This is a genomic window from Pristimantibacillus sp. Z349TD_6 (assembly GCF_056173205.1).
On record NZ_CM149662.1, the window covers coordinates 5,333,920 to 5,355,925 of the forward strand.

Below are 22,006 nucleotides of genomic sequence, written 5' to 3' on the forward strand. Positions count from 1 at the left end.
CAATTTGTAAACAAGTTGTATCTAAAAATGTTGAAATGCGTCGTCTTATGAAACACAAAAAAAACAGCCATCACCGATGGAAGCAGTGATGGCTGTTTGGAAACATGTTTTATTTAAACTCAATAATGTAATTCATCGGTAACTGTACGGACAATTGGCTTTTAACTTGAGCGTCAAATGACTTCCAGCCGCTCAAATAGAGCTTGTTGCCCGATGGACTCCACTCCATTTGACCCGGATTTATTCCTTTGAACACCTCCTGTTCATTTAAAAGATTGTTTCCTTGCAATTTGGCAATATAGATATTCAGCGAGTCTTTCGAATAGGCAATATATTTGCGATCCCTTGTTAATTGGAAATTACCCACTTGCTCACCTAAGATCGTGGTAGCTTTATTGCGACGATCATATGCAAACAGCAAATTGTTCTCGCTGACAAACAATATTTGATCATTATTGAGAAAGTCTACCGTCCCATCACGATTCAACAGATGATTATACAAACTGGTAATTACAGTCCCGTCTATTTTACCGAACAAGATCGATTGTCCATCATACATTTGTTTGATGATCAATACCGTTTCCCCATTATCAGACATTTTCGCATATCTCGACCAGCTTTTATCGCTATCATTCGGAACATCATATTTCTTCATCTTTTTAGTCGTAACGTCGTAAACGGCCAGCTTTTCTACTTTCTGATCATCCCATATGAAAAAAGAGAGATATCGGCTGTTGTTAGACCAGATCATCGTAGCCGACAATGGGCTCTGCATATCTTCGGCAGTAATCGTCTTGCCATCAATCAGGCTGTAGATCTTCAGCGTTCTGTTTTTGTTGTTATCCCAAACGTAAACAGCGATATATAACCCATCTGGGGAAACCATGCTTGCTTCTGCATTTTGAGGGAAGCTCAAAACCTTATTCATCGCTTGTTTCTTATAATCGAAGCGATGCAGGGTTTGAGTTGAATCAATATTGTTGAGCAAGCCAAGAACTTGATCATTGTCTGTCCATCCGAGAATTCGGATATCGCTCTCTTCTTCCTCAAACATGCGATATATTTTGCTTACTTCAAAATCACCGTTCGAATGGGCCAATTCCGGTGCAGCTTCTGTATCTGGTATTACGACGGTTCTTGAATTAAATTTCGTAGATGCGCAGCCCGACAAAATAACGAGGATAAGCAGAGCAAATACTGATTTTCTAATCACGAGGTCACCTGCTTGATATCAAATTGCGGGATTTGAACAATAACGCTTGTTTCTCTATCCGCGCTTTGGATTTGAATGGTTCCTTGATGTTCTTCTACAATGGCTTTGCAAATGCTAAGTCCCAATCCACGGCTCCCGACTTCTTTCACAAGACGACCATTTTCTCTATAAAAAGGTTCATAAATACGGGCTAAATGTTTTGGTGCAATGACATCTCCCTGGTTCTTAAAAGTGAATTGTATGACCTCGGAGGTCAGATCTGCTTTCACTATAATTTCAGAGGAAGCATCGCTGTATTTAATCGCATTATCAATCAAGTTGATAAACAGCTGTCTTAATTTAGTTGGACTGCCTTCAATGATGAGATGATCTTCTAATTCGCAAACAATATTTTTGCTATACTTTTGTGCTTTGAACACCATACCTTCACAAACGCTTTGCAAAATGAACCCAGCATCAACCATTTCAAAGGATGCTTTAGAGTCTGTTTCCTTGGACAACTCCAACAGCTGCAAAACCATTTCGTGGAGGCGAGCACTTTCATCCGCTATATGCGCAATACCTTTCTCGAAAAAAACCTCATCATTTTGCCCGTTGTCTTTAATCATCTGCGCATAACCCATGATAGAGGTGAGAGGTGTTTTCAGCTCATGGGTAACATTGTCGTAAAATTGCTTGCGGTGCTGGTTTAACTCTTTAAGGCGGTCACGGTCCTTTTCTATTTTGCCGATTTGAAGCCTAATTTTCTCAATCATTTGATTGAAGTTATGAGCAAGCTTGCCCAGCTCGTCCTTTCGGTTTAAAGAGATATGGACATTAAGATTACCGTTTATCACTTCTGTTGAAACTTTGGTCATCTTGACGATGGGCAGTGTAATGTTCCAGAACAATGCATAACAAAGCAGCAAGCCCATAGCAAAGATAGCGATCGTGACATACAAAATGACATCTAATATTTGCCTGCTGTTCTCATAAAGCATCGATACGTCTTTGGAAAATCGTAAAATACCTATTTTTTCACCGTCAATGACAACAGGATATGAAAAATAGATCGTAGATATTTTTTCTTGATGGGAGATGGTATAAGCGGTTTCTCCCTTGAGCGCATGCTTGAAATCGTCTCCAAGAGGACTCATGAAGGGAGCACTGTCCGATGCAGCAAGCTGCTTGCCCTTTAATGAATAAACAGCCACTTGGCTAGACGTAATGTTTTTTAAATCAACAACCAACTCTTTAGACATTTGCTCGAAATAAATTTCATCATGACTGTAATGATTAATCATAAACGTCTGTTTAACATAAACATTGCTGTTTTTCTTCATCGTATTCAAATCCTGCGTAATGATGGTTTCGTTGCTTGATTCAATAATTTGCATGACAAAATGATGCAGCAGCAATAACGAGCTGAAAAAAATAACTAACAATCCGATTAAAAACTTAACCTTGATAGACTGTACCATATTCATTCCACATTCTTCTCGAATTTGTACCCGACACGAAATACCGTAGTAATTATGTCATTGGCATCAAGCTTTTTACGCAAACGCTGAATATGAATATCCACGGTACGAGTATCACCAAAATAATTGTAGCCCCATACTAAATCAAGCAAATTTGAACGAGTAAATACGCGTCCTCTAGAGCTTGTCAAAGTCATCAATAGGTCAAATTCTTTTGGTGTCAGCTCGATGAGCTCATTGTCTTTTTTGACCATTCTTTCGGGTACATTAATTTCTATCGTTTTGAATTTGATGATTGCTGGCGCTGCTTCTTCGTTCACAGCCGTTATAGGATTGATTCTACGCAGTAATGTACGAATGCGGACGATTACTTCACGCATATCAAATGGTTTTGTAATATAGTCGTCGGCGCCAAGCTCCATTCCGATAACTTTGTCGGAAATATCAGACCTAGCCGTAATCATGATGATCGGAAGCATGTATTTCCCCATAATTTGCTTGCAAATATCTAGTCCGCTTTGATCGGGAAGCATCCAATCAAGCAGCAGCAGATCAGGCTTGAACTCTTCGATTTCTCTTAAGCCATCCTTGCCGTTATGAGCAAGCTTGGTCTGAAATCCCTCTTTCTGCAAGCCATATGCAAGCAAATCAGCTATTGCTTCTTCATCTTCTATGATCAAAATTTTGGTAAGCTCCATTCGTTCATCTCCATTCACCCTTGATCGTATCACAGCCTCGTTTTCACAAACAACTAAGCCCACAAAAGTTTACAGTATTGAAACAAGTCGGGTGCATAACAGTTGGATATACTTAGCATGTGCAAAAAAGCAAATATCGACTATTAAAATTTGAAGTTGCTCGCTGCGTACGAATAAAAAAAACGCAACCCTTATCGGGTTGCGCTAAATACATTGATTCATAAATGTTAGCCTATGCCATGTTCTTTTCGAATGTTGTACATTTCTTGAATCAACAGATCTCCTGGATCCCGGTTCAACTGCAAATGAATCAACAAAAAATGCAAAGAAATCGCGCATACATTATTTCCGCCTGTGAGCGCCGGAAATCCAGCTTCAAAGACTGGACCGTGGTCTTCCTTCCAAGCCAGACCTGCATGTACCTGCTCCGAAGCAAACTCTTCCGTTACTGCTTTTATACATTCCGGAACGAGTATGTTGTCAATTATCGCTTTAGCCTCAGCTTCATTCGTTGCTGGTTTTGGGAGGGGCTTGCCACCCTTCGTCTCCATAAGTTCAACGAAAAATGAAGACATCCATACTGCAGGGTCATTGTCCGATTGGAACCTGTTAAGCAACTCATGCAGAAAAAAACCGCAGGAATATCGACTACCCGATTCATCCTTCACATGAAATATAAAAACTGGGCCATAATCATGGAAATTCGAAACCTGTGCCTCAACATCGTTATAATGTATTCTTAAAGCTGCAAGGCCATTATCGTAAACAGCTTTTATAAGTTCCGCCCATTCCTCCTTGGACATCTCTTTTTCCTCGCTATTTACTTCCAAGTCAGTTGTCTCATTGTTTAAGTTCATAGTTCCACCTGTCTCCTATCATACTATCATCCTGTAAAGTAGGCTTCATTGCGATCATATCATACGGCAGCTCTACTGCAAATCTATTATAGATTACCACAAATGGTTTCAGTCATCCAACAACGATACGGCAGCTCTGTCTTCGTCCTCTTAACAACAAGGGGAACAAATCCATTGGACTTGTTCCCCTTGTTTCTGCAACCTGCAATGGTTCAGCGGCGATCTATTTTTCCCCAGCTAATAGAACTTTAACAATCTTGTCTAGTTGCAGCTCCAGCGAATAGGGATCCTCCATTACAAACTCATCTTCTTTCTCACCGGAAGAACCATAATTGTAAACCTGTCCTTTTTTAACAGCAGGAACGCCCTTCCAGACATTGCTGTCCAAGATTTTTTCTGCTCCTTCATCTTCTGCCCCATACAGAAACACATGATCACCCATATATTCTGGCAACACCTCAAGAGAAATTTTCTCAAATCCGTTTTTCATATTGAGTGCATGTTCAGTAGGCGGCAGCTGCAGCATTTGATAGATGGTTGAACTACCATAATTACCGCCTTCGGCAGCCAGTACATACAAACCATCCCAACCAATTTGTACAATGGATACGGTCTCTCCTTCTTTGATGATTCCGGATATTTTATTTTTAGCTTCATCTACTTTTTGCTCATATTCTGCTATCCATTGCTCTGCTGCCTGTTCCTTACCGAATAATTCACTAATTCTACGGAATTTATCCAACGGTCCCGCTGTCGATTCGCCTTCCCAGTAAGGCAAAAAAACTGTCGTTCCGATTTTCTCATAAAGCTCAATATTTTCTTCAATTGAACCTATAATTAAATCCGGCTCTAGATAGGTTAATTTCTCCAGATTCATAGGAAAATCGCCTAGATCCTCAATGCCCGCAATCAAATCATTCGATATGCCTGATTTGCTGATCCATGCCTCGTTAAGCATGTAGCTTCTAACCCCGATAGGTACTATACCAAGTTTCACTAGATAACCTAAATATTGATCGGATGCCACTCGTTTAGGCTCGGCCGGTATCTCTACATCACCCTTCTGAGTAGATACTATTCTTGTTTTCACTGTAGCCGCAGCTTGCTGATTAATCTGTTCAGCATTTGTTCCTGCAGTCTTATTCGCTTGCACTTCTAAATTTACATTTGTATTTGCTGTACTCCCGCAAGCACTCACCAATAATGAAACACACATTACCAAAGCCATGATCGCGATCTTCGTTCTTCTTTGCATCAATAACTCTCTCCCTGTCTTATATTGAAAATGATTTTCATTATCATTATAAAGGTGATTATTATTTAGCAAAACGGCAATTCTATTCATCGATAAGGGCAATTCCTGATCTCTCCAATCATGAGCATGCTTCTTCCTAAATCGGGCAGGAGATATTCCGATATATTTCTTGAAGCTGCGACTAAGGGAGTGAGCATCCGGAAATCCCACCTGTTCAGCCACTTCCTGTAATGTTGCCTCCGTTCGCATAAGCAGTTGTATAGCTTGATTCATCCGCACTTGACTCAAATAATGAATCGGACTATTTTGCATCGTGTTCCTGAACTGCCTGGATAAATGTCCCTCACTGCAATCGAGCGCTTGGGCTATTGATTCTAATGTTATCATCTCAGAGTAATGCTCATGTATGTAATGAGTTGCCAGTGAAGCCAGGTCCGGCCTTATCGGTTTAACATCCTGATGATTCAGCTGCCTTAACAGCTCATAGACGAACTGATAAAAAATCGACTTCACATGCAGCTTACCGAGTGCAGTAGTTTGATTCCACTCTTTCTCCAACCGTGTTAGCTTATCAAATAAAGCTAAAGGATAGCTTGGAGCAAAAGCATATTGATATTGGAAGGGATTATTCTGTCCTATTCTGTTCACAAATTCCTCGCGATTCGGCAACGTTAGTGTCGGCTTGTACAAAATCATATAATATTCCAGCTCGTCTATAGCCAGAATAGTCAGATTCATTCCTTTCCCGCCATGAAAAATAAACGATTGTTTGGCAACATAGGCGTTCCCATCTAGCCATACCTCAGCACTTCCACGTATTGTATACAAAAATGCACTGGCAGGCAAACGATAAGCTCGCAGTGCTTCCCCATGCTCCATTGCTGAATGGCGAACATCGATTACCTGTATAAAAGCATGATTCCATATTAGTATGTGATCATTTAATTTCAATCGTTCCACTCCCCGTCCGGCTGCACATTATTACATTGAGAACAATTCTCGATTAAACTCCATTATAAATGATAGTCCTTCTGAGTGACAATTGCCTTTTTTACATTTGCCCATTCCGTCCACTCTGATCAATGCTTCCAATTCTTCTCGCATCTCAAAACAGAGAAGTAAGTTGTACCTGCACCAGAGATTCAAGCCAAACAAAAACAACGTGCACCGATTGAATATCGGTGCACGCTGGCTGCATAACTTTTTTCAATTGTCTACTTGACTGGGGTTTGACCCATGATAGGTTTTTTCACCTATTCCATGCTTACAACTATTTTGCAAAGCTATGATTGTCGATTGTCACAATAACATCTAAGCTGGACCAAAACGATCCTTTGGAAATATCGGGATTGAAGAAATAAACGGCATTCTCCACATTATTTTTGCCGTTAAGCGCATCTTTCGCTGCACGAAGTGAGCTTGCGTTTGGCTTACTTTTATCTAAAAGTCCATTATGCGCTGGAGGAAACTGCTTGCCTGAATAAATGACGTCGCGTATCGTATCCGGAAACCGCTCATCCTTCACTCTGTTTAATATAACATTCGCTAATCCAAGCTGTCCTTCATAGGATTCATTACCTGCTTCAACCATCGTAATCTTAGCTAGCAGCATATAATCCGCTTCCGTGAACGGTTTTGCTATTTGATCAACATTTGAAGGAATGACGACCTTGAGCTTTGTTCCCGGCTTGATCTTCGCCTTGCTATCGAGTCCATTCCATTTGAGCAGCTCTGATTTGGTGCTGCCAAACTCCTTGCTGATTTCATCCAAGCCATACTCTTCTGTTATTACAGCAGGCTGTACTTTTATAAGCTCAATAACGTTTGATTCTGCATTCAATACCACATTAGCATGCAGCATTTCTGACAATTGGCGCAGAGGAGCATACAGCCTATTGTCCTTTAAAAATGGCGCCGCATCCAATTTATAACGGGCTTCGTTAAAATATACGACTGGTACTCCATTTCCCAGCACGACTTTATCTTTTAATTCTGTATGTATGGTTACTTCTTCGTTCACATTATCCCAGCTCGACTTTGCACCGAACATATCAGCAATGCGGGCTACCGGAACAAACAATCGTCCTTCTGACACATAAAGCGGATCCGTTATCTTCACTATTTTCCCATTAAATTTAATCGTCCAATCTTCCGCAGCAGCTGCATTCCCTGCGTGGACACTCGACATAGGTCCGATACAAAGCAGAAACAAACCCAATATCATGGTGATGATAAGACCTCTAATCCGCTTGGCATCTCTGATCATGCGTACCTCCCAGTTAATTAAGTTGGTGTAAAATCCAACGTTCATCTTCTGGGCAAAATTATATCACAGTTTATTGGGACTTTAGCATTAACATTTTCACAGAATTAACCACAAACGATACAAAAGGACAAAAAAATGAAAACCCTTACTTCATTAAGATACAGGAAGGCGGTATAAAATCAGAAAGCCAAACGCCATTATTAGCCAAATAAAAGCTGACGCCAAGAGATAATGCAAGCTCGGTGTTAACATGCAGGATGACTAGTTCTCCTCGCCTTTTTCCTGCAAGTGTAGCAAAATCAAGCGATTCCGAAAGATGAACATATTGTCTTCCCATTGGCTTTAAACCTTCGGCTAAAATAATATTCGAAACCTTAGTGTTCGTTCCATGAAACAATAGGCCAGGGGGCTTCGCCTCTTTATAAGTTATTCTTTCAACGCTATGTCCATAGTTTGCACGAATAGAGTCACCCGTAATTTCATATCGCTGCTTCTTACAATGACGGACGACTTGCTCAATATCACTATTTTGAATGCTGCTCCATCTTGCTTCATTCCGAATGGAGGAAACGAAATCATCCAGTTTACAAAATCCCTCTTGGTCTAATGTAATGCCAAAAGCATCAGGCGAATGCCTCAAAATTTTACTCATGAACTTACTTAGAGATTCTTCTTGTTTTTCCGTTAACATTTTGTTGTCCCTCCTTTTTCAGAAATTTATGTTATTGGAACCTGCCTGTCTCACTAATGGAAAGTGCTTGCCGAATCGTCTCCGCAACGATATCCTCCGCAGTTTGACCAGAAGTAAGCATCCTTGTCCCTTGACCAGCCCATAGGGACATATATTCTGAATTGTTTTGGCTGCTTGCAGCGTTTCTTATATCACGAGTCACGGTGTTTTGAGTAGGAAACGGAAGGGGCTCGATCCCGTTCTCTTCCCATTGCTTAACAAATGAATTGCGTATGCCTCTAGCTGGTCGACCCGAGAAAGCTTTCGTAATAACTGTGCTCTCCTCTGTACTTTTCAGCAGAGCCTGCTTATAAACCTCATGCGCACCAGATTCAATCGCTGTAAGAAATCGCGTCCCCATCTGGACACCCTGTGCTCCTAAAATAAGTGACGCTACTAATCCTCGTCCATCCATAATGCCGCCCGCAGCAATGACTGGAATGCTCACACGATCTACAATTTGCGGTACCAAAGCAAATGTTCCAATATTTGCACCCAGCTGATGCTCGGTTATGTCAAACGTTCCTCGATGTCCGCCCGCTTCGCTGCCTTGGGCAACTATCGCATCGCAGCCTGCTTGCTCCGCCAGAAGCGCTTCGTTCACCGTAGTTACCATCGCAACAACAAGAAGATTAGCCTCTTTAGCTTGCCGCAAGAAAGGCTCCGGAAGAATACCGAATGCTGTGCTGATGACAGGAACCTTCTCTTCGAGCAAAACAGCAATTTGTTGGTCAAAACGATCGGGAGTCGTCACATGTTCCGCACTCGCAAGAGAAATTCCAAGCACATTCCGCATAAGGTTTAGCTCTCGCTGAACTTCTCCAATTCGAGTACTGTCATCCGAAGTTTGCGTCGCAAAAAGATTAACTGCAAAAGGCTTATCTGTCAGCTTGCGGATTTCATTAATCGTTTCTCGAATGGCAGCCGGCTCCATATATGCAGCGCCAACCGTTCCTAGTCCACCTGCATTCGATACTGCTGCTACCAATTTTACAGTCGATGGCCCGCCAGCCATTCCAGCTAAAAAAAGCGGATAACGAATATTAAACAGTTGGCAAACCTCAGTATGTAGATTTATATTCATGTTTTCTTCTCCAATTTGTTATGATTTTTTGAATCATTAGAGTCAACCCAGTTATTATTCTTATTCTCTTAAATTGTACACTTTTTATTTTCTTAGATCGATTTTATCATATAAAAAAAACGCAGCCTAATCAGGCTGCGTTAAATCTTATCTACGTTATTTATTCTAAGCCATGCTCATACCGAATGTCATACAATCCTTGAATCAGCAGCTCTCCTGGATCACGATTCAACTGCAAATGTGTTAACAATAGATGCAAAGAAACAGCACATACGTTATTTCCATCTATGATTGCTGGAAAACCCACTTCAAAAATCGGACCGTGGTCTTCCTTCCAAGCCAGTCCCGCATGTACCTGTTCCGGAGCAAACTCTTCTGTTACAGCTTTTATACATTGCGGTACGAGTACTTTGTCTATGATCTCTTTAGCCTCATCTTCATTCGTAGCCGGTTTAGGCAAAGGCTTGCCACCTTCTGTCTCCATAAGATCGACGAAAAAAGAAGCCAACCATACTGCTGGATCATTATCCGATTGGAATCTAGCAATTAACTCGCGCAGAAAAAATCCGCACGAATATACACTACCCGATTCATCCTTCACGTTAAATACAAAAACCGGGCCGTAATCTACGAAATTTGATACCTGTGCTTCAACCTCGTTAAAGTGCATTTTTAAAGCTACAAGACCATTATGGTGAACAGCCTTTATAAGCTCAGCCCATTTCTCCTCGGACATCGCAGCTTCCTTATTATTTACTTCCTCGTTAGTTGTCTCATTATTCGTTGTCATCGTCTCACCTGTCTCCTATCCTACTATCATCTCGTAAAGCAGGCTATATTTAGCTATCTCGTAGGGTAACTCGTCTTCAATGCGATTATGGAATGCCACAAATGCTGCATCTATTATTATAGGCATGTGTCAATCAGACTAGCAAACACTAGACGATAGCAAATAGAGGATATTCAACGGATTACGACAGAGGGAATGATGCAATTTTTAATCAGAGGCCATATATCACGAGGTTTGTTGACGATTTTGGAAGCTATAGCTACTATCAAATCTTTGGCCGGAATGCAAATAATAGCATTGCCTCCATCGCCCATTGCCATATATGCATAATTCCCATCCTCTTCATGCAGCCACCACAAATAACCGTATTTGTTCGCATTCATTGTGATCGACTCATCATGCCACTTTGTGGAGATTATCTGTTTATCTTCCCAAATGCCGTCATTTAAATATAGAAATCCAAAACGCGCCATGTCTCTGAGCGTTAGACAAAGCCCCCAACCCCCTGTCGAATTTCCGTTAGGGTCATGAATCCATCCTTTTAGGCTTTTCCCAAATACATCTTCGAGACCAAACGATTTCATTTGACGATCAGCTATGATTTTCATCCCAATTGGCCCAAACAACTGCTCATTTGCAAACTCACGAGCGCTTTTACCTGTCGTGCGTGTCAAAATAACCGACAGCAGATGTGCACCCGCAGTACAATACTGAAACTCGCCCATTCGCCCTTTTTGTCCCAGTAGGTCAAGCGTATATTTGGTCCAATCCTTTTGCCTCCGCAGTCTGTCCAGCGGCTCCTGCGCTCCCCCTCCTGGTTTCCATGTAAAAGGAAACGGCGCCGTCATCGTGAGAAGCTGCCGGATCGTTACCGCCCGCTTCTGAATGTCGCTGGCAACGGAAACATATTCGGGGAAGAAATCCAGTACCTTTTCGTCTACACTTTTGATATATCCTTTGTCTATAGCGATGCCGATGAGAGCAGATGTGATGCTTTTTGTAACCGAAGCTACATGATGGGTATCACTAGCGATAAAGCTGTTTTCATATTTTTCAAAGGCGATATAACCCTTATGCACAACAACAATACCATTTAGATTACTATATTGTGTCTTTATTAGTTGGTTAAGTTCGGAAAACTTTTCTGTGTCCATGCCGAGAGCTGCTGGCTCCCTCGTCCGCCACTCTGTTGTTGGCCAGTAATCTCTTTGCATTATAGATACCTCCCGGTTAAGGACTGTGGATTTCCTTTCAGCACATCGGGTGAACCTTCTGCAATAATATAACCTCCTTCTGGGCCGCCGCCTGGTCCAAGTTCTATCATCCAGTCGCAGGAAGCGAGAACAGCCGGGTTATGCTCAATAACGATTACAGAATTCCCATTTGCTATAAGCTCGTCTAACAATTCGATGAGCTTTGCGGTATCATACAGACTAAGACCAGTGGTAGGCTCATCCAGTATATACAGGGTATTCCCTTTCCGTCTTCGGCCAATCTCTTTAGCGAGTTTTATTCTTTGCGCTTCTCCGCCGCTTAAAGAGGGTGTGGGCTGACCCAGTTTTAAGTATCCGATCCCCATTCGATCCATTACTTTCAAAGCTGTCACAATCACCTTGTTGTCTTCAAAGAAAACAACCGCTTCCGAGACGCTCAGTTCTAAGATGTCCAAAATATTTTTACCTTTGTATTCGATCGATAACGCGTCATCGTTAAACCTTTTCCCACAGCATGCTGTGCATGGTTTTTCTATTTTCAAATTGCCGCCCAGCCAGATTGCCGTATGTCCACTGCCGCAGCATTCCGAACATGCGCCTTTCGAGTTGAATGAGAAGTGGGCTGAAATAAAATTCCGCTTCACTGCTGCCGGCTGTTTGGCAAACAAGCTGCGAATTTTATCCCAAATGCCGATATAAGATGCAGGATTGGAGCTCGAGCTCCTGCCTATAGGTGCCTGTGATATTTCGGCGTAGCCACTAATATGCTCCAAGCCCTCCAACCTGTCCGCAGCCATTTGAGTCATCATGGCTTCTACCTCATTGCCCATTTCGGTTTCTTCGTTGCTGTCCTGCTTATTACGAAAATGGTTTTTCAGGAGAGGGAGCAGCGTATTTGAAATCAGCGAGCTTTTACCGCTTCCCGACATACCTGCAATCCCGACCATTACACCTAAAGGAATAGCTGCTGTCACATCCTTGAGGTTGTTCGTTTTGGCATGTCGAATGGTTAGACAAGGTACTGTTTCAATACACGGATGTTTAGTTCTGAACGGCATGGTCATTTTGCCTGAAAGATATTGGCCAGTGATAGACTCTTTGCACTCGAGCAATCCTTCTAAATCACCCTCATAAATAACCTCTCCACCTTCAATACCCGCCATGGGTCCTATATCTATGATATGCTCTGCTATTTTAATTGCATTATTATGGTGCTCTACAACAATCACCGTATTGCCCAGATCTTTGAGTGCGCGTATAAATTTTAAAACATCCGATTTTTCAGACTCATGCAGCCCTGCTGTAGGTTCGTCGAGAACATAGATCATCGCATCCATTTTTGCATCCAAATGTGAATGCAGAAATAATCGCTGTATTTCTCCACCACTCAAAGTTGGCATTTCTCTGTAAAGGGAAAGATGGCCGAGGCGTGCTTTAATCAAGTTATTCGTTTTAAGCAATATTTCTTGCAGCAAGTTTTTCCCCATCATTGTGAATGTGTTTTGCTGGAACAAATCTTCAAGCACATCATTCACTTCTGAGATTGTCATCCGCCCAAGTTGACCAATATGCTTGCCATTTAACAGCACTGCCCTTGCCTCTTCACCCACTCTAAATCCATGGCACTCGGAACATACAATATTAGCATACACACCATTTAACGGTTCTCCTCTATGAAGGCGAGTATGAAATATGTTCGTTAAACAGGCGCTGCGTTTTTCAGAATTGCCGTTTGCATAATGCCCATAGATGATTTCTCCCCTTACTTCTTCTGGCAGTTGTAAGAAAGGAATAGCTAAATAGGAATGGAACTTCCTTTGAAATAATCGCAAATAACCTGGAGTTAAGCCGACTCCATCAAGAACCTGCTCCAAAGTCATACGGCTATCTGAAACAAGTTTTTCCATATCAACTTCAAAATACGATCCTCGCCCAGAGCACTTGATACACATTCCATTTGGAGAAAGGTTGGAAAAATAACTTGGCGACAATCGCTCCTCGCTATTCCCGCATTCTAAGCAGAATAGGTTGTCATTCACAGCTGTTCCGCAGGTGGAGCAACGAATTGACCCTTCTCCAGCATAGAGCAGTGCCACCCTATTCATAATATTGGTCTTTGAGCCTACGGTTGAGCGCGTGTTGCTTTGACGGATCGTATTTTGCTGCACGGCTATGGCTGGGCTTAAACCTTCTATACTGTCGAATTTGTCTTCATTATCAAGCCCAGCAACAATACCTAAGGATTGCAAGTATTGCTTACGTCCTTCCTCAAAAATAATATCAAACACAAGGCTGGATTTACCTGATCCGCTGACGCCAGTTGCTGCCACCAGCTTGTTTTTTGGAATTGAAATGTCTACGTTCTTGAGGTTATGCACTCGTGCCCCTTTTATCGTTATGTTTTTCTGCTCCATCTCATCGCCCCTTATTCTAGATTTGACTATGCAAGAGGTCCTATCGGCAAATAAATATCTACGACATGTTTTGTTTGTGGGTTTGGGTCTGGTTCGCTGACATATACTTCAAAACTTGAGGTGTCACGAGGAAGATAACCGCTTTGGGGCAGCCATTCGCCGCATAAATAGTCCCAAGCTTCACTATACTCATTTTGGTATATTTCAAAATGACCTACAGCGTATTTGCTGGAAGGAATAATCATGATTCCGACATCACTATCCCCTTTTTCGATGACCTTGGCAGCACTGCTTGGGATTGTCACACAAAGGCTGGTTCTTCTATGATGATCCTCTGTAATTTCCGGATGATCATGATAGATCGTCAACACTTTTATGCTGCTCGAATCGATGAGGTTCCATTTGCTTAAATAAGTGAACAGCTGGTGCATGAGTGATTCAAAAACAAGCTTTAATTGTTCATAGGTGCCAAGATGCCTCACATAGGCAACATTCATGTCGCCAATCGTCTTAATGGTTACCTTTCCTTTTACCTTATTTTCATCATCCTTTTTTGTCATTTTCAGCATACTTTCATGATAAGGAGATATTTTTATCAAGTCTTTGCAATTCTTGCGATATTGGTTTCTATAATAGCTTGGGCTTACACCATAATAATTTTTAAACGCCCGTGAAAAAATCGCAGTATCCGTAAAACCAAATTGATAAGCGATAGCCGTAACTGTCATATCTGGCCGATGAATGAGAAAATTTAATGCTTTCTCCAGCTTCACTCGGTTTACGTATTGCAGCAATGATTCATTCACGATCCCTTTAAAAACTTTATGAAAGTGATACTTTGAAAACCCAGCAATGGAAGCAAGCTCATCTAGTGAATGAGAGTCACATACATTTGCTTCTATATAATCCTGCACTTTATGAATGCGACGCAAATACTCTTTTTTACTTTGAGAAATTGTCATATATGATCCCTCCGCACCTTTTGGAGCAACATTAGTCCATTACAGAATACAGAATAACATATGTTAAAATATGTTTTTTCAAAAACAATTCAATAATGTATTACATTTGTGTATTGTTCTGGCATCTGATGAAGTTTAGAATGAATAAAACTTCAAGAGAAGCGAGTGAGGACTAAAATGAAAATGTGGATTGAAAAATGGAAACACCTGTTAGGTATTCTTTCCATTCCTCTTCAGGGGTTTATTTATATGGGGATTGCCAGCAATATTGGACCGGACATTATTTTGGATTATTTTTGGATAGATACGTTAATTCCTTTTGTAAAATGGTTTATCTTCCCTTATATAAGCTGGATGCCTGTTTTATATCTAAGCTTTTTGTATCTAGCTGTTAAACATCGCCGTATTTATTGGCGTACTCTATTGATCTATAATATTTCCGTCATGGCATGCAATGTTGTTTTCTGGTTTTTTGCTACCCTTGTCCCTCGGCCCGATGTTGATGGCGCTGACTTGGCGAGCAGGCTTGTTAATTTTATTTACGAGTCTGACGCACCCTTTAACTGTTTTCCTAGTGTCCACTGCTTAACAAGTTATTTGCTATTCATAACTTTGAAACGTGAATTAATTGTCAAACTGTCTGTTAGAGTCTTTATGTACATTTTGTTGTGGCTCATTATCATCTCCACTGTCTTCACCAAGCAGCATGCACTCATTGATGTATTTGGAGGAATTCTCTTCGCTGAAGTGACATACCAGGTTGTCCATTATATCTCATCTCGAAATCAACGGCGTGACAAGCAGGCTACTACAAGTATGTAGCAATGGGATCTATGATCATTACAAAGGGCTGGAAAGTAGAGGTAACAAAAGGGAGGACCATCTCAGAAATCAGAATTGGTCTTAACTGGCAGACTTACATAATGAGGAGTGGGTTTCCTGCAAACTTGCTTCCACCAAAGAAGACCGTTCCCCTATTATGTATAGGAAAACGGCCGCCGCTTAATTTACTACTTCTTCCCGTTCTCCCCAAGTCGTCACTCTGACGCTAACTAGAGGTTTCGGATCGCCTTCGAATTTGCAACTGAATGATAGCGGCTGTCCACCTTTTCTTACGATTGGCGCATCGGCGGAAGCATGAATGGTTCTTAGCAGATTCCAGTTCTGATCATAAACTTTACCGATTCTGTCACCTTCACAAACGAGATATTGGTTCACGAAAACTTCTGTATCAAACGTCATGTATACACCATTCGTATAAAAAGTTGGACGTTTAATCGAAGCATCATCGTTTCCATATGAAGGAATGACACGCAGCGTAAATTTTAGCGGTTGATCCGCATATCGGTTGAAATGCGTCCAATCTGCTCCTCCTGGCTGGCCTGGCTGCAGCTCCGCCGGGTTGCATACGAGCGGTTTTGAGATATGAACAGGGTATAAATTCCACTTTCCTTCACCTGAAGCTTCCAAATGCCAATCGCTTTTCGGGTCCTTCAACCGTTCCCGTTGTTCGGATGTGAAGGCGCCGGCTTGTCTTGCTGTCTCCCACTCGCGCACGGATGTAAATACCGACTCAATGTTACCGTTTCGCCCAAGCACCTGCATATCGGCAACTAAAGCAAAACCAGCGTTAAAACCTGCCGCTTTCGATAATACCCACTCTATTTCATCAGGTGACGTCGCTTCGAACTGATCGGAAGCAGAACGAACAAGAAACCATCCAAGCATTGACGGAATGAAGTTACGGGCAAAATACCGCTGGTTGGTAAGCCGCCATTCTAGCTGCCCTTCACGTGTTGCAGCACCCCAAGGCTCGCCCCAGTTGAACCTTGTGAATACATGCCACAAATAGTTTGGAACGACAATGCTAGCATCGTTAATGACTTCTTCTCCCCAGCCGTCATAACACATTTTCACAAAACGATTCACTCCATACCCGTCATGACCTGTTGCATAGCAGCCTTCCAAACCATCAAATGATATTTGCTTCAAGCCCGTTTTCATAAATAGCTCGTTGATGCGAACGCAATATTCGTCCTGCAGCTCAATGTTCGGGAAAAATACATCGTAAGGGTGATCCCATAGTCGACCTATAATCGTACCGATTTCATGCGTCGCGATGGTTGTTCCATTTACTCCACGCTTAACGCCTGTCAGCTTCCACGGCGCGCTTTCTGTAACTCCATCATATTCGATTTGTTCACTTCCGATTTGTGCTGTATGCCGGAACAAATGTAGTTGAAACGGCGCGGGATCATCAACCTCGATACAATCTGCTTCTAAGTCAACCGTTGCAACTAATTGCGACATGCCTGCCATTTGCAGCCTTTCATCCGGAACTGGCGTTACATAGGAATCATTTAATGTCGTAAAGTTGGATAGTGTATGCACGCCGACATGAACACCCTCACCTTCTGCCATCGCCACAGAAGACTTTAAACCCTCATCGCCATTCGGGAAGCTTTTTGGCTTCAGAGTGAAATGTCCCCAATTGATGAATGGATCGGGATGATACACGTATTTGAGACCAGCCATTTTCGTAAAACGTACAGCTTCGGACATTGTAGATTCGGAGAAATCCGTAATCAGGTACGATTGGTTTGCCATAGGCGATATTTTACCCCAGACCCCTTCGATCATAGGATGAGGCAGCCCTTCTCCAATCTCAATCGCTTCAATCGTCGCAAGCACATGCTGTAACTCACAACCGAACAGAGCAATACTTGTTCCAACGATAGATGCGTCGTCCCCACTTATGGGCGCTGTTTGAACAAGCGGTAAGTTCCATGCCGGGCGACGAAAGCTCTTCGACCGATTTCTAGCAAATGCCTGCAGCAGGCTTCCTTCGCTTGTTGGCCATGCTGCGCAAACATCATACTCGAATTTACTATCGGATATTTGCTGACTGTCAGGATCCGGTTTTACGTTCCCGTTGTCCGAATAACTTTGCTGCACATTTTCCAACCGATCGAGCTCGATCGGCCACCCCCCGACAGTCTTGATATTCAATGCCTGAAGGCCAATCGCGAATTGTCCATTATGAACGACACCAACCGATTCACCGATCGAACCGGCAACCGTTGTCATATACGGTCCCCATATGACCCCATCCACGTCGGCACCTTCAATACGCTGAATCTCAAATGTCGCATACTGCGATTTTTCTGCTATCAATACATCGACCACAGCACCGCTATCTGCAAATTCAAATGTTATTAGCCCCAGTACCGCGTTCAAGGATGCCTTCGAAGGCACTTCCATTCGACCATCGATGACAATGCGTATAAGCACAGTAGTCTGCGAAGTTGATGCATACGCATGATCCCCGCTATCGTTCATAGCTGTGATTTGACCTTTTTCGTTCAACTGCAATTTTAAGACACCAGCGTTTATGGTATACATAGTTCTCCTATCTCCCTGCTGCATAATTTTTCATTTAAGCGCATTCTTAGATCGATAATTAGCTTAGCAAAATGATTATGATTTTAAATTGTCGTCATATACTTGTTGCGCTTCTTTTAATACATCATTGCCGCCCATCTTTTTCCATTCAGCTACAAAACTATCGAATTCGCTCAGCGGTTTGCGACCCGTAATAAAATCTATAAAATTTTGCAGTGTATACTGTTTCAACTTATCCTGCGTTTCATTGTAGATGGGCTTGTTGAATGGTGCTAGAATATCAATATTTCTCGTTCCCTTGGCACGTGTATCTTTCGCAAGCTGACGCAGACTTTCTTCAGATGTATATGACGTTTGAAATTCGTAGTCATTGAACGAGCCTGCCATCGAGTAACCGCCAAGCCCTATTTTTTTGCGTTCTTTCTCGTCTGTATATGGAGCGATGAATTCAACCGTTCCTTTGTCGCTCTTATTCCAATGGACACCTTTCTCTCCAAAGTTCATTTTTTCATAAATTTCCGGATCAAATTGGGTAGCTTCGAAAATTTGCATGTATTTAATCAGTTTTTCCTGGTCTTTTTCTAAATGCTTACCGAACATAACACCCGATGCAAAGGCTGGGTTGTACTGTGATATGCCGTATTTCCCATCGGGTCCCTTAATTCCGCCTTCAATTGCAAAATTAAAGCCCGGGTACTTCTTAGCCAGCTTGTCATACCACTGTTCTCCACCAAGGAATGCGTTGCCCGGCAAGAACGCCCACCAATAATATTCAATCGCTCCTATTTTGTCCGTAAGCACTTTGTCTTCAACATTATTACCTTTATTAACGACAAATTCGGGATCAATCAATTCATTTTTATACCAACGGTTCAGAACTTCAAGCGCTTGCTTGGCGCCTGGTTCAATTTCTCCACGGACGATTACTCCATCTTTCTCACGGAATATATTAGGATAAGCATCATATGCGCCAAACACGGAGCTGAAAATAGATTCGATATTTTCACCTGCTGCTGTGATGCCATACGTATCTTTTTTACCATTGCCGTCAGGATCCTCGTTCCGGAATTTCGTCAATGCAGCTTCCATCTCATCAAGCGTTTCCGGTGTTTTTGTTATGCCTACTTTTTTCAACCAATCTTCACGAAAACCAAGCTGTATACCATCGATACCAATATCCCAGATGACCGGTAATCCATAGATTTTCCCATCTCTTCTTATATACTTAAATGGATCTTCCCCAAGGTAACGTTTAAGCCACTCCGTATATTTCGGCATATTTTGTTCAATTAATTGTTGCGGAATTTCAGCGGCAACATCCTGTTGGAGAAATTTATCGTAATCCGTAAACGATGGCTCTTTCCACCAATCTGGAATTTCACCAGAGGATATGAGAAGGTTCAGTTTTTCTTTCATCGCTTCCCTGGTTGATGCTATACTTTCCAAATCGACGTTGTACTTCTCTTTCAGTGCATTTAATCCGACAGAATCTGTCGTTTGATTCTCATCTAAATTCCAAAACATCAATTTCATTTTTTTATTCGTCGCTTCTCCATTGACTGCCGATTGTTTATTCCCATTATCAGTCTGATTACCCGAGGAATCATTTTTGCCGCATCCCGCCATGATCGACATCAGCATAACTGCGGATAGCCCTCCTAGCAATACACGCTTCTTTATCATTTCAACCAGCCCTCTCTGTTTATGAAATATTATCTATTAGGGGAGTTACCCTTTAATAGCGCCAATCATAACGCCTTTGACAAAATACTTCTGGATAAATGGATAAACGACCAGCATTGGAATGATCGAGAACATGACAACCGTGGCTTGCAGCTGTCTTCCCGAAAACTCTGTTGTTTTACCGATATTTTGAATGACGCTGTTAATATCCGCCATGTTGTTTTGAATAATAATTTTGCGTAAAACAATCTGCAGAACTTGCTTATTCGGATCTGAAATGTAGATCATGCTGTCAAACCATGCATTCCAGTGGCCTACACCTACCCATAAAGCAATCGTAGCCAGCACTGGCTTCGATAAAGGTATGACGATCTGAGTAAATATCCGCAAGTAACCTGCACCATCCACTCGTGCCGACTCTTCCAGTTCTTCCGGAATCGAACGAAAAAAATTTCGCATAATCAATACGTTAAACGCACCAATCATTCCCGGAATAACAAGCGACCAAATCGTATCAAGCATATTCAGTTCCTTAATAAGCAGGTACGAAGGAATCGTCCCCCCAGCAAACAACATCGTGAACAAAATCATGCTTGTAAACGATCGGTTGAAGGGAAGGTCTTTTTTTGCTAATGGATAAGCGGTTATGGCCGTGAAAAATATAGATAATATAACACCCAGCACGGTTCGAATAATCGTATTCCAGTATCCCGTCCATAGCGCATCGAACTTAAAGGCCAGCTTGTAGCTCTCGAACGTGAGCTGTGTCGGCAACCATATGAAGCCTGATGAATAGGCAGCACTGTCTGCTCCTGCTCCATCTAAAGAAATCACGACCTGCGTCCAAAAGGGATACAATGTGATAAAGATAATACCTGCCAGAATGAGATACAAAAAGACGTCGACTATTTTGTCTGCCGTTGATTTTTTTATGTTAATCATCGCTCTCGCTCCCTCGTCTAATTAAGAAAATTACCATATGGCATGCTCCTTGCCGCCAATCCATTTCACTATCTTATTTACGATAACGATCAGGATCAGAGCAACCACGGATTTGAACAATCCAACGGCCGTCGCGTAGCTATAGTTCATCTCAATTAAACCTTTGCGATACACATAAGTATCGATTATGTCTGAAACGTTATACACTTTGACATTATACATATTGAATATTTGATCAAAACCCGCATCCAAAATACCGGACATTGATAGAATAAGCATAATGGCTATAACGGGCGCAAGCATCGGAATAGATATATAAACCATCCGTTTAAACCGGCCAGCTCCATCGAGTACAGCAGCTTCGTACAACTGCGGATCGATGCTCGAAATGGCTGCGAAATAAATAATTGAACCCCATCCGAAGCCTTGAAAAATACTCGTCGCCACAAGTATGGTGCGGAAGTAACGATCATCCGCCAAGAATAACATCGGATCGCCGCCTAATAGTTTTACAATGCCATTGATAGGACCGTCCAAGGAAAACAACGTAAAAAATATCCCAGCCATGACAACCCATGATATAAAATGGGGTAAATAGGATACAGTCTGAGCTAACCTCTTGAATTTCATATTTGAAATCTCACTCAATAACAATGCAAAAATGATGGGTACCGGGAAACCAAAAACCAGCTTGCTTAAACTGATAATTAGTGTATTTTTCAACACAGTGTAGAAATACGTGTCGTTCATAATCTTCTCGAAATGATGAAGTCCAGCCCATGGACTTCCGATGATGCCCTGTGTAATTTTAAAATCTTTGAATGCCAACAATACGCCGTACATGGGGAGATAATGAAATAGAATGTAATAGACAACTGCCGGAATCATCATAATCAGCAGCACACGGTATTGTTTATATTTTTTTATCTTCTCCCTCCTCAGCACCTGTTTCGTGCTAATTGCCCTAATCGTATTGCTCATTGCTTTATTCCCTCCTTTTTGTAAGCGGTTCCATTGTGCTAAAGAGAATATAACA

General features: G+C 41.9%; 17 protein-coding genes. 1 reads left to right on the plus strand and 16 read right to left on the minus strand.

Annotated elements, in window-relative coordinates:
- Positions 1-109 precede the first annotated feature (109 nt).
- The 12 genes from AC0VYE_RS23465 to AC0VYE_RS23520 all read right to left on the minus strand — a co-directional run bounded on the left by AC0VYE_RS23465 (position 110) and on the right by AC0VYE_RS23520 (position 14,943).
- A complete protein-coding gene (locus tag AC0VYE_RS23465) occupies positions 110-1,213 on the minus strand; it encodes a hypothetical protein (protein ID WP_475443048.1) in 1,104 nt (367 codons plus the stop codon).
- On the minus strand, positions 1,210-2,679 hold the full coding sequence (locus tag AC0VYE_RS23470; protein ID WP_475443049.1) for a HAMP domain-containing sensor histidine kinase: 1,470 nt from the start codon (positions 2,677-2,679) through the stop codon (positions 1,210-1,212). Before AC0VYE_RS23470 ends, AC0VYE_RS23465 begins: the two co-directional genes overlap by 4 nt.
- On the minus strand, positions 2,676-3,371 hold the full coding sequence (locus tag AC0VYE_RS23475; protein ID WP_076271513.1) for a response regulator transcription factor: 696 nt from the start codon (positions 3,369-3,371) through the stop codon (positions 2,676-2,678). The genes AC0VYE_RS23470 and AC0VYE_RS23475 overlap by 4 nt, the downstream gene beginning before the upstream one ends.
- Before the next feature lie 227 nt (positions 3,372-3,598).
- Positions 3,599-4,228 carry a hypothetical protein gene (locus AC0VYE_RS23480; protein WP_076271514.1) on the minus strand — a complete coding sequence of 210 codons (630 nt, stop codon included), beginning with the start codon at positions 4,226-4,228 and terminating at the stop codon, positions 3,599-3,601.
- A gap of 223 nt (positions 4,229-4,451) precedes the next feature.
- Positions 4,452-6,434 carry a helix-turn-helix domain-containing protein gene (locus AC0VYE_RS23485; RefSeq protein ID WP_475443050.1) on the minus strand — a complete coding sequence of 661 codons (1,983 nt, stop codon included), beginning with the start codon at positions 6,432-6,434 and terminating at the stop codon, positions 4,452-4,454.
- Positions 6,435-6,753: 319 nt separating this feature from the next.
- The gene (locus tag AC0VYE_RS23490; protein ID WP_475443051.1) at positions 6,754-7,749 is read right to left on the minus strand and encodes a cell wall hydrolase; all 996 of its coding nucleotides are present in this window, start codon (positions 7,747-7,749) and stop codon (positions 6,754-6,756) included.
- Positions 7,750-7,894: 145 nt separating this feature from the next.
- Entirely contained in the window at positions 7,895-8,440 is a 546-nt protein-coding gene (locus AC0VYE_RS23495; protein ID WP_475443052.1) for an RNA 2'-phosphotransferase, read from the minus strand.
- Between the two features lie 31 nt (positions 8,441-8,471).
- Entirely contained in the window at positions 8,472-9,563 is a 1,092-nt protein-coding gene (locus AC0VYE_RS23500) for an NAD(P)H-dependent flavin oxidoreductase (protein ID WP_475443053.1), read from the minus strand.
- A gap of 160 nt (positions 9,564-9,723) precedes the next feature.
- Positions 9,724-10,353: a hypothetical protein gene (locus tag AC0VYE_RS23505; RefSeq protein ID WP_076271519.1), complete on the minus strand. Its 630-nt coding sequence runs from the start codon at positions 10,351-10,353 to the stop codon at positions 9,724-9,726.
- A 173-nt stretch (positions 10,354-10,526) separates the two neighbouring features.
- Entirely contained in the window at positions 10,527-11,567 is a 1,041-nt protein-coding gene (locus AC0VYE_RS23510) for a serine hydrolase domain-containing protein (protein WP_475443054.1), read from the minus strand.
- Complete coding sequence (locus tag AC0VYE_RS23515; RefSeq protein ID WP_475443055.1) at positions 11,567-13,981, minus strand: excinuclease ABC subunit UvrA; 2,415 nt, start codon at positions 13,979-13,981, stop codon at positions 11,567-11,569. Before AC0VYE_RS23515 ends, AC0VYE_RS23510 begins: the two co-directional genes overlap by 1 nt.
- 26 nt (positions 13,982-14,007) lie before the next feature.
- Positions 14,008-14,943 carry an AraC family transcriptional regulator gene (locus AC0VYE_RS23520; RefSeq protein ID WP_475443056.1) on the minus strand — a complete coding sequence of 312 codons (936 nt, stop codon included), beginning with the start codon at positions 14,941-14,943 and terminating at the stop codon, positions 14,008-14,010.
- A 177-nt stretch (positions 14,944-15,120) separates the two neighbouring features.
- Between AC0VYE_RS23520 and AC0VYE_RS23525 the strand changes: the two genes are divergently transcribed.
- Complete coding sequence (locus AC0VYE_RS23525; RefSeq protein ID WP_076271523.1) at positions 15,121-15,765, plus strand: phosphatase PAP2 family protein; 645 nt, start codon at positions 15,121-15,123, stop codon at positions 15,763-15,765.
- A 180-nt stretch (positions 15,766-15,945) separates the two neighbouring features.
- Here the strand turns inward: AC0VYE_RS23525 and AC0VYE_RS23530 are convergent, their stop codons facing one another.
- The 4 genes from AC0VYE_RS23530 to AC0VYE_RS23545 form a co-directional block, all read right to left on the minus strand.
- Positions 15,946-18,345 (minus strand): hypothetical protein, encoded by a 2,400-nt coding sequence (locus AC0VYE_RS23530; RefSeq protein WP_475443057.1) that lies wholly within the window; start codon positions 18,343-18,345, stop codon positions 15,946-15,948.
- Between the two features lie 75 nt (positions 18,346-18,420).
- Positions 18,421-20,028 carry an extracellular solute-binding protein gene (locus tag AC0VYE_RS23535; RefSeq protein WP_076271525.1) on the minus strand — a complete coding sequence of 536 codons (1,608 nt, stop codon included), beginning with the start codon at positions 20,026-20,028 and terminating at the stop codon, positions 18,421-18,423.
- Between the two features lie 45 nt (positions 20,029-20,073).
- On the minus strand, positions 20,074-20,970 hold the full coding sequence (locus AC0VYE_RS23540) for a carbohydrate ABC transporter permease (RefSeq protein ID WP_475443058.1): 897 nt from the start codon (positions 20,968-20,970) through the stop codon (positions 20,074-20,076).
- A 30-nt stretch (positions 20,971-21,000) separates the two neighbouring features.
- Entirely contained in the window at positions 21,001-21,951 is a 951-nt protein-coding gene (locus tag AC0VYE_RS23545) for an ABC transporter permease (protein WP_441909353.1), read from the minus strand.
- Positions 21,952-22,006 lie beyond the last annotated feature (55 nt).

What these genes read in the sequence shown, in the direction of transcription:
- AC0VYE_RS23470 (WP_475443049.1), bottom strand. Translation starts at nt 2,679, where the DNA reads ATGAATATGGTACAGTCTATCAAGGTTAAGTTTTTAATCGGATTGTTA.
- AC0VYE_RS23475 (WP_076271513.1), bottom strand. Translation starts at nt 3,371, where the DNA reads ATGGAGCTTACCAAAATTTTGATCATAGAAGATGAAGAAGCAATAGCT.
- AC0VYE_RS23480 (WP_076271514.1), bottom strand. Translation starts at nt 4,228, where the DNA reads ATGAACTTAAACAATGAGACAACTGACTTGGAAGTAAATAGCGAGGAA.
- AC0VYE_RS23490 (WP_475443051.1), bottom strand. Translation starts at nt 7,749, where the DNA reads ATGATCAGAGATGCCAAGCGGATTAGAGGTCTTATCATCACCATGATA.
- AC0VYE_RS23495 (WP_475443052.1), bottom strand. Translation starts at nt 8,440, where the DNA reads ATGTTAACGGAAAAACAAGAAGAATCTCTAAGTAAGTTCATGAGTAAA.
- AC0VYE_RS23500 (WP_475443053.1), bottom strand. Translation starts at nt 9,563, where the DNA reads ATGAATATAAATCTACATACTGAGGTTTGCCAACTGTTTAATATTCGT.
- AC0VYE_RS23505 (WP_076271519.1), bottom strand. Translation starts at nt 10,353, where the DNA reads ATGACAACGAATAATGAGACAACTAACGAGGAAGTAAATAATAAGGAA.
- AC0VYE_RS23510 (WP_475443054.1), bottom strand. Translation starts at nt 11,567, where the DNA reads ATGCAAAGAGATTACTGGCCAACAACAGAGTGGCGGACGAGGGAGCCA.
- AC0VYE_RS23515 (WP_475443055.1), bottom strand. Translation starts at nt 13,981, where the DNA reads ATGGAGCAGAAAAACATAACGATAAAAGGGGCACGAGTGCATAACCTC.
- AC0VYE_RS23520 (WP_475443056.1), bottom strand. Translation starts at nt 14,943, where the DNA reads ATGACAATTTCTCAAAGTAAAAAAGAGTATTTGCGTCGCATTCATAAA.
- AC0VYE_RS23525 (WP_076271523.1), top strand. Translation starts at nt 15,121, where the DNA reads ATGAAAATGTGGATTGAAAAATGGAAACACCTGTTAGGTATTCTTTCC.
- AC0VYE_RS23530 (WP_475443057.1), bottom strand. Translation starts at nt 18,345, where the DNA reads ATGTATACCATAAACGCTGGTGTCTTAAAATTGCAGTTGAACGAAAAA.
- AC0VYE_RS23535 (WP_076271525.1), bottom strand. Translation starts at nt 20,028, where the DNA reads ATGATAAAGAAGCGTGTATTGCTAGGAGGGCTATCCGCAGTTATGCTG.
- AC0VYE_RS23540 (WP_475443058.1), bottom strand. Translation starts at nt 20,970, where the DNA reads ATGATTAACATAAAAAAATCAACGGCAGACAAAATAGTCGACGTCTTT.
- AC0VYE_RS23545 (WP_441909353.1), bottom strand. Translation starts at nt 21,951, where the DNA reads ATGAGCAATACGATTAGGGCAATTAGCACGAAACAGGTGCTGAGGAGG.